This window comes from Myxococcus sp. CA023, from assembly GCF_010998615.1.
Taxonomy (GTDB): Bacteria; Myxococcota; Myxococcia; order Myxococcales; family Myxococcaceae; genus Myxococcus.
This window is the reverse complement of record NZ_JAAEAH010000088.1, coordinates 1-12,429: the sequence shown is the minus strand read 5'-3', so window position 1 is coordinate 12,429 and position 12,429 is coordinate 1. Positions and strand designations below refer to the sequence as shown.

The window sequence follows — 12,429 nt, the reverse complement described above, 5'->3', positions numbered from 1 at the left end:
GCGGGCCCAGGGCTCCCGGCGATCCCCGGTGGGGACGGCGAGGCGCGAATGGGCCCGTCAGGCCGTTCAACCCGTAGCCATAGGAGGTGAACCGTGAAGGACAAGGTCACCATCCACACGCTGAAGCGCTTCAAGCAGATCGGTCAGAAGATCTGCATGGTCACCGCTTACGACGCCACGTTCGCCCACATCCTCGAAGAGGCAGGCGCGGACGTGCTGCTGATAGGCGATTCGCTGGGCATGGTCATCCAGGGGCATGACTCCACGCTGCCAGTGACGATGGACCAGATGGTCTACCACACGGCCGCGGTGGCCCGTGGCGCGCGCCGGGCGCACGTCGTGGCCGACCTGCCCTTCATGAGCTACCAGGTGTCGACGCAGGACGCGGTCCGCAACGCGGGCCGGCTGGTGGCGGAAGGCGGCGCGGGCAGCATCAAGCTGGAGGGCGGCGCTGAGTTCGCGGACACGGTGCGGGCCATCGTCCGCGCGAGCATCCCCGTCATGGGACACCTGGGGCTGACGCCACAGTCCGTCCACAAGATGGGCGGCTACGTCGTCCAGGGCCGAGGCGAGGACCAGGCGCGGCAGATTCTGGACGACGCGCTGGCGCTGGAGCAGGCCGGGGCCTACGCGGTGGTGCTTGAGGGCGTGCCCATGGACCTGGCGCGCACGGTGACGCAGCGCCTGTCCATCCCCACCATCGGCATTGGCGCCGGCGTGGACTGTGATGGCCAGGTGCTCGTCTGCTACGACCTGCTGGGCATGAACCCGGACTTCAAGCCGAAGTTCGTGAAGCGCTACGCCAACCTCCACGGCTCGATTACCGAGGCCGCGGGCACGTACTTCGCGGAGGTCCGCCAGGGCGCGTTCCCGGACGAGGAGCACTCCTTCAAGGCGACCAAGAACATCCGGCTGGCGCCGGGGGCTACGGCTCCAGCGGCCCGGGTGGATCCGTCCGCGCCCGCCGAGGCTGGCGACAAGCTGGGCCCCGTCTACGGGAGACCCGCCTAGTCATGGCTCCCGCCGTCCTGAAAACCGTTGCGGACGTGAAGGACTGGACGGCGGGGCTGCGCCGTGAGGGGCACCGGCTCGCGCTGGTGCCCACCATGGGCTTCCTGCATGAAGGTCACCTCTCGCTCATTCGCGAGGGGCGGCGCCGCGCGGATGTGGTGGCCGTGTCCATCTTCGTGAACCCCACGCAGTTCGGGCCGCGGGAGGACTTGTCCCGCTACCCTCGGGACTACGAGGGTGACGTCGCCAAGTGCATCAGCGCGGGCGCGCAGGTCATCTTCGCGCCCGCGGGCCCGGAGGTGATGTACCCGCAGGGCTACCAGACGTATGTGGAGGTGACGGACGTCAGCCAGGGCCTGTGCGGGGCCCGGCGTCCGGGGCACTTCCGCGGGGTGGCCACCGTCGTCACGAAGCTGCTGACGCTGTTCCGCCCGGAGGTGGCGCTCTTCGGGGAGAAGGACTACCAGCAGCTCCAGGTCATCCGGGCGCTCAACCAGGACCTGCACCTGGGCGCGGACATCGTCGGGATGCCGACGGTGCGCGAGCCGGACGGCCTGGCGATGAGCAGCCGCAATGCCTACTTGTCCCCCGAGGAGCGGCAGCGGGCGCTGGCCCTGTCCCGGGGGCTCAAGGCCGCCCAGGCGCTGCTGCGCGAGGGCACGCGGGAGTCGGAGCCCCTGGTGGCGGCCGTCCGGCGCGAATTGGAAGCGGCGGGGCTCCGGGAAGACTACGTGGAACTGGTGGATGCGGAACGGCTGACGCCTCTGGCTTCGGTGGCGCCCGGGCAGCCTGCCCGGTTGCTCGTCGCGGCCTTCAGTGGCACGACGCGCCTCATCGACAACATGCAGTTGGGTGGTGAGGAGAACGCGGGACGCGTATGACATCCGGAGGGAAGTCAAAGGGAGTGGGCAGTGAGCCCGGCGTGAGAGTCATCGCGGAAAACCGTCGTGCGCGTTTCGACTACACGGTCGACGAAAAGCTGGAGGCCGGGCTTGCGCTCACGGGAAGCGAGGTGAAGTCTCTGCGAGACGGAATCGCCAATCTGTCGGACGCCTACGCGCTCCCCAAAGGGGACGAGCTCTTCCTGCTCAACGCGAACATCGGCTCCTACAAGGCGGCGAGCGTCTTCGACCACCTTCCCACTCGGGGTCGCAAGTTGTTGATGCACCGAGGAGAAATCGACCGTTGGACGGCGAAGGTGCGTGAGCGGGGTTATTCGATCATCCCGCTTGTGCTGTACTTCAGGAACGGCCGTGCCAAGGTGGAGCTGGGGCTCTGCCGGGGCAAGACGCACGAGGACCGGCGCCACGACATCAAGGAGCGGGAGACGAAGCGGGAGATGGACCGGGCGATGCGCCGACGTTGAGTGGGGCGCCCGAAGTTCTTTCGCCGTACACCGATGGACGACAAGAAGGTTCTCGACAAGAAGGAGCGGCTGCTGGCCGCGCTCGACCAGGGCATGGTGATGATTCACCTGGACGCGCGTCGTCCGGGCGTGCTCGTCCCAGCCTCCGTCAAGACGGAGGCGCACCTGCGCCTCAATCTCTCGTACCGGTTCGACCCGCCGGACCTCACGGTGGGCGAGTGGGGCGTGCGCTCCACGCTGAGCTTCTCCGGCTCGCGCTTCACCATCGCGGTGCCATGGTCGGCGTTGTTCGCCATCGCCAGCCACGTGACGAAGGAGTTCTGGATGTACCCGGAGGACATGCCGCCGGAGTTGCTCCAGCAGACGGCCGCGTCACGTCCGTCGCAGCCCCTGCCCGTCGCTCCCGTGCCGGTGGCCGCGGAGCGCCCGCGCACCTTCCTCCGGGAAGTGCAGGGCGAGCGGCGAGATGAGCCGCCCGCCGATGTTCCGCCCGCGGACGGGCCGCCGGACGAGCCGCCGCCGCGTCGTGGCCACCTGCGCCTGGTGAAGTGAGGCGCGTTCAGCGCTTCAGCTTCGCCTCGATGTGAGCGGCTTCGCCGCCGGAGAACGTCCCCTTCCATGTTCGGTGGCCTTTGAGCCGGACCTGGATGGGGACGCGTCCCGCCGGATAGCGGTTCTCGAGCAGCAGCGGCGTCGTCCCCAGCTCCGCGTCTCGGACCCAGACGGTGGCTCCAGGCGGGTCGCTGTCGATGCGCAGCATCGGGGCCGACAGGCGGAGCCCCGTCGCCGACATCACCCGAATGAGCAGGGTGGAGCGCTGAGGCCACAGCCAGATGCCGGTGCCCACCAGCAGCGCCAGGAGCAGCAGCCCCAGTGCCCGTTTCAGGCGCGAGCGCCGGAGGAGGGCAGCCTCATCGGGCCAGTCGCTCGCTGGCGAGGCCGGGCGCTCCGCCAACTCCAGTGCATCGGCGTCGGTCTGGAGCACGCTCTTCGCGCCCGGCGTAACGTGTGTCTGGGGGACACTCTCCGCGAGCGTCTGATGCGCGGTGAGCTCGAGGCCCGCGGATGGAGCGAAGGCGCCCGGAGCGGTGGGCGTGCGAGGCGTCGCCGCCGCGCCGGTCGAGGCATCCGGCCACATCGCGCAGTGTGAGCACCGCGCTTGGGGCGAGGAGAGCACGTGGTTGCATCGAGGGCAGCGATGCACCATCCGTCCACTGACGCTGAGCGCCGCGCCGCCCGGCATGGAGAGAGGCTCTTCTTCCGGTGCAACGGCCTCGGCGGGCGACGGCGCATGCACGGCCATCGCCAGCGAACCCGCGTCAGCCTGTGCCTGCGTCACGGGGCGCCTGGAAGCCGCTGCCTGTTCACTCAGAGGTGGCGGCAATTCCAGCCCGCGAAGGAACGCGGCCAGCGTCTGAGACGTCGCGGGCTCGCCGACTTGGGCCAACCACCGGGCAAAGCCTTCGGCCAGTGACTCCGGCGAGTGGAAGCGCTCCTGGGGCGCCCTCGCCAGCATGCGCATGACGGCGCCCGCCAGGGGTGTGGGCACGCCCTGCGGTGGCTCCACGGGCCGCGTCAGGATGGCGTAGGCCACCGCGCTCGCGTCCTTCTCGGTGTGGAACGGATGCCGCCCCGTGAGCAGCTCGTAGAACACGATGCCCAGGGAGAACTGGTCGCTCGCGGTGGTGGCGGGCGCGCCTTGCAGCACCTCGGGCGCGGTGTACGCCTCCTTCCCTCGGAAGACGCCGGGCGCGGTGTGAGCCGGGCCGGCCATCCGCGCGATGCCGAAGTCCGTCAGCTTCACCTCGCCCTCGCGAGACACCAGCACGTTGGAGGGCGAAACGTCGCGGTGGGCCACCATCACTGGCTGCCCGTCATGCACCTTCCGGTAGGCATGGCCGAGCCCCGCCAGGGCCTGATGGACGATGAAGGCGGCCAGGTGCGGAGGGAAGGGCACGCCCCGGCGCGCGGCCGAGCTCAGCAGCACGCCCAAATCCCACCCGTCCACCAACTCCATCACCAGGAAGAGCCCTTCGGGGCCCTGGCCCACGTCATAGACGGTGGCGATGTTCTGGTGTTGCAGCAGCGTGGCCAGCCGGGCCTCGGCCAGGAACATGCGCGCGATGTCCGGCTCGCGAGCCAGGTGGGGCAGTACCCGCTTGATGGCCACCGGCCGCTCGAATCCCTCCGCGCCGCGTGCGACGCCGAGGAAGAGCTCCGCCATGCCTCCCGAGGCCAGCGGACGAACGAGCCGGTAGCGTTCGTTCACGGGGCGCTCAGGCGGCGGGCTGGGTGATGTCGCGCAGCAGCTTCCAGGGATAGATGCCGGTGGTGTGGCCGTCGCTGAAGCTGAAGGCCAGCGCGTAGTTGCCCACGGGCTGCACCTGCTTGATGCGCAGGTCGGCGGGGACCTTCGACGGGTCCAGCGTCCGCTTGTTCGTCCATTCGTCCACGCACGCGGCGCAGGGGCACTGCTGGCGCAGCACCTGTGCGGTGGCGCCCGTCTTCACCCCGTCGTCCCACGTCAGGTCCAGGCGCGCGCCATCCGAGGACAGCTGTGCGTCCGTCGCGGTGACGGCGTGGGGGGCGGGCTTGATGCGGTCCCAGAAGCTCAACGTTTCACCTTCCAGAGTCTCAACAGTCTTGCGCCCTCCCTACCATCCTTCGGCCGTCAGGAGGCGAGCTTCACGGGCAGACGGTGGCCCTCCAGCCGCACGCCCTGCTTCGCCAGCACCTGCTTCAGGGCCTGGACGACCTTCGGGTCCAACTGGGCGCCGCTGAGGTTGTCGAGGATTTCCATCGCCTTCTCCAGCGGCATGGCCTTCTGGTACGGGCGGGTGGAGGTGCAGGCGTCGAAGGTGTCCGCACACGCGACGATGCGGGCCAGCAGGGGAATGTCCTCGCCCGTGAGCTTGTCCGGGTAGCCGGTGCCGTCCCAGCGCTCATGGTGGTGGCGGACGCACGCGCGCACCGCGCCCAGGAAGCTCACCGGGCCGATGATGGCGTCACCGATGGCGGGGTGCTCGCGCATGATGGCCATCTCCTGGTCCGTCAGCCGCGTCTGCTTGCAGAGGATGGACTCCACGATGCCAATCTTCCCGATGTCGTGGAGGATGCCCCCGTACTGCAGCTGCCGCAGCTCGCGCTCGGTGAGCTTCATCTCCCGGCCAATCTGCACCGAGACGTCGCCCACGCGCTGGCTGTGGCCGCGGGTGTACGCGTCCTTCGAATCGATGGAGTTCGCCAGCGCGACGATGGTCTCCAGGTAGCCCTTCTCCAGGCTCTCGTAGAGGCCGCGGTTTTCCATGTCGTACGCGAGCAGCTGCTTGCTCATGTAGTTGAACGTCTGCGCCAGCTCGCCCAGCTCGTTCTTCTGCTTGATGTCCACCTCGACGCCGAACTTGCCGTGCGCCAGCTCCAGCGCGCCGCTGATGAAGCCCTTGAGCGGCCGGGTGAGGTTCCGCGAGAAGAGCGCCGCCAGTACCACCGCCACCAGGATGGCCGCCCCCAGACCCAGGAGGATGCGCTGCTCCATGGTGTCCACCTGGCGGTAGGCGTGCTCCACGGGTTGCTCGGAGATGATGGCCCAGCCCGTCTCGGGGAGCACCGTGTACGCGGCCACCACCGCGTCCCGGCTCTCGCCGAAGTTGCCGACGTGGAACAGCTCCATGTTCGACTTGCCCACCAACTGCTTCAGCAGGTGCGCCACCGGGCCGCGCTGAGCCACGTCCTCGCCCAGGCCGGCGACGCCGCCACCGCCCGCCACGAGGTGCCCGTGCCGGTCCGCCAGATAGGCGAAGCCGGTGCTGCCCACGCGCTCCTGCTCCAGCATCTTCCGCAGGTCGGCCAGGGACAGGTCCGCCGCGATGTACCCCCGGACGGGCTCGCCCAGGGGGAAGGCCAGCGTCAGCACCGGCTCGCTGCCCTGCGGGTCCTTCACCACGTCCGCGTAGCGCACGCCCTCGATGTTCTCGAGCAGCGCCCGCGCACGCTCCTCATGTCCGGCCAGCGCGGTGGGCGACACGTCGTGCTTGGAGAAGGCCTGGAGTCCCGGCAGCCGCTGGCGGTCGGCGTCGAACACGGTGAGCGCCAGCACATCGCGCCGCTGGTTGAGCACCGAGGCCAGGTGCGTCTGCTGCGCTTCCAGGGGCAGGCCGAAGAAGCCGGGCACGCGGGCCAGGCCCAGCACCGCGTCGGTGGGCTCGCCGAGGAAGATTTCGGCCTTGAGGCGCAGCTGCTTCACGCGCTCCTGTGCCAGTTCCTGGGCGTCGCGTACCAGGAGCTCCCGGGTGTGGGACACGGAGAGCCACCCCACCATCAGCGTGGGGACGACGCCCACCACCAGCATCAACAGGAGGATGGCTTTGAACAGGCGCACGGCGTGGCTCCTCCAGGGGTTACTGCCACTGGCCCTTCTTCACTTCGAGTTTGAGGCGCTCGGACACCAGCTCGAAGTGCCTGGGCGCGCTGGGCTCGGACGTGCCCGCGGGGCCCACCGCGCGCACCGTCCACCGGTAGCTTCCCGCGGGTAGCACTGGCAGCTTCGCTTCCAGGCTGGTGACTGTCTGCGTGAAGACGGCGCGTTGCTCCTGCGCGCGCGACACTTCCACTTCATAACGTTCCGCGCCGCGTACAGCCTCCCAGGTCAGCTTCACCGGGCCCAGGTGCCCGTCCCGGTCGGGGCGCCGCTTCAGGCGCGCGGAATCCTCCGGTTGCCCGGGGTTGGGGGCCACCAGCGGCGGAAGGGGCGCGGGGGGCGGATGGCCCTTCTTCACGCGGATGGATTCACCCTTGGCGACGGGCTGGGTGACGCCCTCGGCCTCCACGCGGACCGGCGGGCCGTGCTTCACGGTGACGGTGGTGCTGTCGCCGTCGCCCACTTCCACGGAGAACGCGGAGGACTGCGGCGAGCGGTCCGCCGCCACCAGCTTCCCCACGGCATTGGCCTCCGAGGCCGCCTGCGTGTAGCGCGCCTCGCGGAAATGGGACTCCGCGACCTTCAGCCGGGAGGAAGCCGCTGGGGGGACGCTCGCATCCTTCGAGCTGGCCACCAGCGTGCGCGCCGTCTCCAGGGCCTTCTGCGCCAGCACGCGCTCGTGGCCGGGCACCTTCAGCCGGGTCCCCGCCGCCACGTCGTCCGAGGAAAGTCCGTTGAGTGCGCGCAGCTCCCCCGCGGCGCGCGCGTCGCCCAGGGTGCGCTGGGCCACCTGGTGCAGGGACTCGTTGGGGCCCACCACCACGGTGCCCGGGGGCGTCGTGCCCAGCCATGTGAGGAGGAGGAGCGCCGCCTTCATTGGAAGACAATCTCCCTTCCCGCCTGGATGGTGGCGGACGGCGTGGTGAGGGACAGGGACTGGGAGGCGGGCTTCTCCAGCTCCGCGTCGATGCGGCCCCGCAACACGGTGAGGTCCGTGCGCTGCTGGCCGGGGCGGGTGCGCGTCTCCGCGATGCTGATGAGCGAGTCCCCGGTGAGGTGCACCGTGCTGCCGTTGGCGGCGAAGACGATGTCGGTGCCGGCGCCCGCCTCGGTGCGGACCTTGTCATTCTCGTAGAGCGGCTGGCCTTCCCGGGCGGGGCTCCACTCGTCGGCCGTGGCGCGCTTGATTTGGACGCCGCCCTTCATGGCTCGCAGGTGTGCTCGGTGCGTGGCCACCGTGGGAGGCGTTGCCGCGTCGGGCGCGGACGGACGCTCATCGGCGGTGCAGCCGGCGGGGAGGGCCGAAAGCGCGAGCGCAAGCAACATGGGAGACCAGCGTCGTCCGTTCACGAGAGGAGTTCCGGGGGACCCGAAGTCTATCGAAGGTGGACCCGAGGGGGGCGGGCCTGGGTACACGCACGCTAGTCCAAACGGCGGTGCTCCAGGCAGGGGAGGTTGCGTCGGATGCGTGCTTGCAGCTCCGGGTCCACGGGCGCCAGCGCCAGCCCTTCGCCCTCGGAGGCTCGCGCCGTCACCAGACCCCACGGGTCCACCACCAGGGCGTGGCCATAGGTGACGCGGTTGGCCGAGTGCCGTCCCCCCTGAGCGGGCGCCAGTACGTACGCCTGGTTCTCGATGGCGCGGGCCCGCAGGAGCACTTCCCAGTGGTCCTTGCCCGTCATGAGGGTGAAGGCCGCCGGGACTGCCAGCAGCGCGGCGCCTTCGCGGGATAGCCGCCGGTACAGTTCGGGGAATCGCAGGTCGTAGCAGACGGACAGCCCCAGCCGGCCGACCTCCGTCTCCGCGGAGACGACCTCTGTTCCCGGCGCCACCGCCGCGGACTCCTGATAGGTCGCACCATCTCCCACCTCGACGTCGAAGAGGTGGATTTTCCGGTACACGGCCAGCCGCTCGCCGCCGGGGCCGAAGAGGATGCTGGTGTTGTAGAGGCGCCCACCCGGCGCGCCCGTCTCCAGCACGCTGCCGGCCAGCAGCGTCACCTTCAGCTCCCGGGCCAGGCTTGCCATCCGGGACAGCGTCGGACCGTCGAGCCCCTCGGCGGCGTCCTGGCGCTCGGGCTCCGGCCCCATCCAGGAGAAGTTCTCGGGGAGGCCCACGAGCCGGGCACCCAGTGCGGCGGCGCGCCGGACGAGCCGGGTCGCGGCTTCCAGGTTGTGGGCCTTGTCGGCGGTGGACACCATCTGCGCGGCGGCGATGAGGTGCATGGGCGCGTTATAACCCCCGTCGGGCCTCGGAACCCCTGGGAATTCCTCGCCCTGCTGGGCGCGTTTCGCCCGGAGTAGGAGGGCGCGTCCTTCCTTTACACCCCGACGGGGCGTGTGCTACGGACGCCCCCGACATTTTTCGATGAAGCACTTCGAAAAGTGGGCCGCGTGCCCGCTTTTCGTGTTTTTGGAGACTGGTTTCCCGCTTATGTCGGAGAAGAACCTCAAGCAGACGGTGGAGGAGCGGGCCTTGGCCCTGCTCGAGCCCATTGTCGCGGGTGAAGGCCTGGAGCTCGCGGACCTGGAATTCCTCCGGGAGCGCGAGGGCTGGGTGCTCCGGTTGTTCATCGACAAGCCGGGTGGCCGCGTAGGGCTGGACGAGTGCACCCAGGTGTCGCGCGCGGTGGATCCGTCGCTCGACGTGGAGGACTTCATCCCCCACGAGTACAGCCTGGAGGTTTCCAGCCCCGGAGTGGACCGCCCGCTGAGGAAGCCGGCGCACTTCGAGCGGGTGAAGGGACAGAAGGTGAAGGTGAAGACGTTCGGCCCGGTGGGAGAGCCCCCGCGCAAGAACTTCACCGGCACGCTGACCGAGGTGGCAGGCGACGGAATCTCGGTGGAGGTGGAAGGGGCCGGAACCTTCCACATCCTCTTCAAGGACATCGCCAAGGCGAACCTGGAGTTCCAGTTCTAGACGTCGACATACAGGGTGCCCCTCCGCGCGAGGGCGCCCGTGGACCCTTTTAGGAGAAGACCATGCCCACGCAGCAAGCCAACCCGAGTGTCAACCTCAACCTCGTCCTGGACCAGGTCGCCAAGGACAAGGGCATCGACCGGGCTGTGCTGATTGCCACGCTCGAAGACGCGATGAAGACCGCGGCCAAGAAGCACTTTGGCCAGGATCGCGAGCTCGAGGCGAAGTACGACCCGGACAAGGGCGTCGTGGAGCTGTTCCAGGCCATCACCGTGGTCGAGGAGATTGTCGACCCGGTCCAGGCGGTGAATCAGATCTCCCTGGTCGAGGCCCACAAGAAGGGCATGGAAGTGGAGCCGGGCGACGAGCTCGTGTTCCAGATCTTCTACCGGGACGAGGACGCCGCCGAGGCCAAGGCCCAGGACGACCAGTACGGTGACATCCTCCGCCTGAAGACCTTCCGCCGCGGCTTCGGCCGCATCGCCGCGCAGACGGCCAAGCAGGTCATCCTGCAGCGCACGCGCGACGCGGAGCGGGAGAACGTCTTCAACGAGTACCGCGACCGGAAGAACGAAATCGTCACCGGCATCGCCCGCCGGTTCGAGCGCGGCAACATCATCGTGGACCTGGGCCGCGCCGAGGCCGTGCTGCCGGTGCGCGAGCAGGTCCCGCGTGAGACGTACCGCCCCGGCGACCGCGTCCAGGCCTACGTGCTGGACGTGCTCCGTGAGTCCAAGGGCCCCCAGATTGTCCTCAGCCGCGCGTCCGTCAACCTGCTCACCAAGCTGTTCGAGATGGAGGTGCCGGAAATCGCCGAAGGCATCGTCGTCATCGAGGCGGCGGCGCGTGAGCCGGGCGGCCGGGCGAAGATTGCCGTGTCCAGCCGGGACTCGGACGTGGACCCCGTGGGCGCCTGCGTCGGTATGAAGGGCAGCCGTGTTCAGGCGGTGGTGCAGGAGCTGCGCGGCGAGAAGATCGACATCGTCCCGTTCGACGAGGATCCGGCCCGCTTCGTGTGCTCGGCGCTGGCCCCGGCGGAGGTCAGCCGAGTCATCATCGACGAGGCCAACCACGCCATGGAGCTCATCGTCCCGGACGACCAGCTCAGCCTGGCCATTGGCCGTCGCGGTCAGAACGTCCGCCTGGCCGCCCAGCTGACCGGCTGGAAGCTCGACATCAACAGCGAGAGCCGGGTCCGGGAGCTGCGCGAGTTCGCCAACCGCTCGCTGGGTTCGCTGCCCGGCGTCAACGAGATGCTGGTGGAGACGCTCTACGCGCACGGCTTCCGTCAGGCCCGGGACATCGCCGAGGCCAACGCGGAGTTGCTGGCGCAGCTGCCCGGCATCGACCCGGCCCGCATCCCCTCCATGCAGGAAGCCGCCCGGACCCGAATGGTCGAGGATCAGGCGGAACTGTCGCGCATGGATTATGAAAGAGAGCAGGCCCGCATCGCGGAGGCTCGGCGGCATCCGGACGAGCTCAGCCAGCCCGAGCGCATGGCGCGCGTGCGTGGCGTCGGTGAGAAGACCATCGAGCAGCTCATCCTCGCCGGGTACCGCTCGGTGGAGGACATCGCCAACGAGAAGGACCTGGCGAAGCTGGGCGATGTTCCGGGTGTGGGTATCAAGAAGGCCCGCCAGCTGAAGAGCGCGGCGGAAAACTATCTGGTGGAGGAAGCCAAGCTGCGCGCGGAGCTGAATGCCGAGCGCGGCGCCATGACGGTGGCACTTGAGGGTGGCGCGGAAGCCACCAAGTCGCCGTAAGCTAAGCGAGGGAGGGGACGTGCGGCGCCCGGCTGGCCGGCCCAGGCCGGAAGTTCAGAACGCGGGGTCAGGTCCGGTCCGGACGTGCGTCGGATGCGGGTCGCGGCGACTACAGGCGGAACTGACCCGATTTGTGATAGGGCCCGGAGGCGCCATCGAGGTCGACAGGAAGAGGCGGCTGCCAGGACGGGGCGCCTACCTGTGCGGTGCCGGTTGTCTGACGGCAGCGCTGAAGCGGAAGGCGTTTGGTAGGGCCTTTCGCGGAAAGGCGGGCCAGGTTGACCCGTCGCAGCTCGGACAGGCATGGGAGCAGGGGGACGGTGAGCGGAGGGGTGCGGGGGGGAGTGGGTGTTAGCCACCACTCGCACACATTTTCGGGTTTGGACTAGGGTGCTGCGCCCCGGAGTCGGCGGAGCAGAAGGCCATCAAGGGCAATATGTCGAAGAAGCGCGTCCACGAAATCGCCAAGGAACTCAAGAGCCACGGGATTGAGCTCGACAACAAGGAGGTCGTCACCGAGCTGTCGAGCCTCGGTTACGACGTCAAGAGCCACTCGTCGTCTCTCGATGACGACCAGGCGACCGCTGCCGTCCAGAAGATTCTGGACAAGCGCAAGCCGAAGCAGGCCACGCCGCCCGTGACGGCGAAGGGCTTCGTCGTGCGCCGCAAGGTGGGTCCGCCCGCCGGTGCGACCGCGGACAGTGGGGCCGAGGCTTCACAGGCCGCCGAGCCCGCCTATGAGCCGCCGTCGGCGCCCGAGCCCGCTACGTTCGCCGCCGAGGAGCCGGTGCAGGCGCCTCCGCCCGTCGAGGCGCCCCGTGCGCCCGTCGAGGCGCCGAGCGTCCCGGAGCCCCAGCGTGTCGAGGCCCCGGTCGCCGCAGCGGCGGAGCCGTCGGCTCCAACTGCTGTCACGTCTACGCCCCCCGCGCAGGCTGCCGAGGCCCCCAAGGCCC

14 protein-coding genes are annotated in these 12,429 nt (G+C 69.3%); 8 read left to right on the top strand and 6 right to left on the bottom strand.

Features of this window, described 5'->3' with window-relative positions; translation table 11 throughout:
- The first annotated feature begins 93 nt into the window (after positions 1-93).
- Genes panB through F8M74_RS30860 form a run of 4 tightly spaced genes read left to right on the top strand, consistent with a single transcriptional unit; the run spans position 94 to position 2,929 of the window.
- Entirely contained in the window at positions 94-1,011 is a 918-nt protein-coding gene (panB, locus tag F8M74_RS30875; RefSeq protein WP_141258593.1) for a 3-methyl-2-oxobutanoate hydroxymethyltransferase, read from the top strand.
- Between the two features lie 2 nt (positions 1,012-1,013).
- On the top strand, positions 1,014-1,892 hold the full coding sequence (panC, locus tag F8M74_RS30870; protein WP_141258594.1) for a pantoate--beta-alanine ligase: 879 nt from the start codon (positions 1,014-1,016) through the stop codon (positions 1,890-1,892).
- Positions 1,889-2,377 (top strand): SsrA-binding protein SmpB, encoded by a 489-nt coding sequence (smpB, locus tag F8M74_RS30865; protein WP_141258595.1) that lies wholly within the window; start codon positions 1,889-1,891, stop codon positions 2,375-2,377. The genes panC and smpB overlap by 4 nt, the downstream gene beginning before the upstream one ends.
- A 33-nt stretch (positions 2,378-2,410) precedes the next feature.
- A complete protein-coding gene (locus F8M74_RS30860) occupies positions 2,411-2,929 on the top strand; it encodes a ClpXP protease specificity-enhancing factor SspB (RefSeq protein ID WP_141258596.1) in 519 nt (172 codons plus the stop codon).
- 7 nt (positions 2,930-2,936) lie between these two features.
- Here the strand turns inward: F8M74_RS30860 and F8M74_RS30855 are convergent, their stop codons facing one another.
- From F8M74_RS30855 to F8M74_RS30830, 6 genes are all read right to left on the bottom strand, one after another.
- Entirely contained in the window at positions 2,937-4,646 is a 1,710-nt protein-coding gene (locus F8M74_RS30855) for a serine/threonine-protein kinase (RefSeq protein ID WP_141258597.1), read from the bottom strand.
- Between the two features lie 7 nt (positions 4,647-4,653).
- Positions 4,654-4,992, bottom strand: coding sequence for a DUF971 domain-containing protein (locus F8M74_RS30850; protein WP_141258598.1), 339 nt, complete (start codon positions 4,990-4,992; stop codon positions 4,654-4,656).
- A gap of 56 nt (positions 4,993-5,048) precedes the next feature.
- Entirely contained in the window at positions 5,049-6,755 is a 1,707-nt protein-coding gene (locus tag F8M74_RS30845) for an HD domain-containing phosphohydrolase (RefSeq protein ID WP_141258599.1), read from the bottom strand.
- 19 nt (positions 6,756-6,774) lie between these two features.
- A complete protein-coding gene (locus F8M74_RS30840; protein ID WP_141279699.1) occupies positions 6,775-7,671 on the bottom strand; it encodes a LysM peptidoglycan-binding domain-containing protein in 897 nt (298 codons plus the stop codon).
- A complete protein-coding gene (locus F8M74_RS30835; protein WP_171410383.1) occupies positions 7,668-8,120 on the bottom strand; it encodes a FecR domain-containing protein in 453 nt (150 codons plus the stop codon). The genes F8M74_RS30840 and F8M74_RS30835 overlap by 4 nt, the downstream gene beginning before the upstream one ends.
- 95 nt (positions 8,121-8,215) lie before the next feature.
- The gene (locus F8M74_RS30830) at positions 8,216-9,019 is read right to left on the bottom strand and encodes a carbon-nitrogen hydrolase family protein (protein ID WP_141259076.1); all 804 of its coding nucleotides are present in this window, start codon (positions 9,017-9,019) and stop codon (positions 8,216-8,218) included.
- Positions 9,020-9,227: 208 nt separating this feature from the next.
- Here F8M74_RS30830 and rimP point away from each other — a divergent pair, with 208 nt between their 5' ends.
- From rimP to F8M74_RS30810, 4 genes are all read left to right on the top strand, one after another.
- A complete protein-coding gene (gene rimP, locus F8M74_RS30825) occupies positions 9,228-9,713 on the top strand; it encodes a ribosome maturation factor RimP (protein ID WP_141259075.1) in 486 nt (161 codons plus the stop codon).
- 62 nt (positions 9,714-9,775) lie between these two features.
- Positions 9,776-11,476 carry a transcription termination factor NusA gene (nusA, locus tag F8M74_RS30820; protein ID WP_090492010.1) on the top strand — a complete coding sequence of 567 codons (1,701 nt, stop codon included), beginning with the start codon at positions 9,776-9,778 and terminating at the stop codon, positions 11,474-11,476.
- Positions 11,448-11,831: a YlxR family RNase P modulator gene (locus F8M74_RS30815; RefSeq protein ID WP_368669193.1), complete on the top strand. Its 384-nt coding sequence runs from the start codon at positions 11,448-11,450 to the stop codon at positions 11,829-11,831. Before nusA ends, F8M74_RS30815 begins: the two co-directional genes overlap by 29 nt.
- An 81-nt stretch (positions 11,832-11,912) precedes the next feature.
- Positions 11,913-12,429, top strand: a 517-nt coding sequence (locus F8M74_RS30810; protein ID WP_205604104.1) for a translation initiation factor IF-2 N-terminal domain-containing protein, incomplete at its 3' end; no start/stop codon positions are given.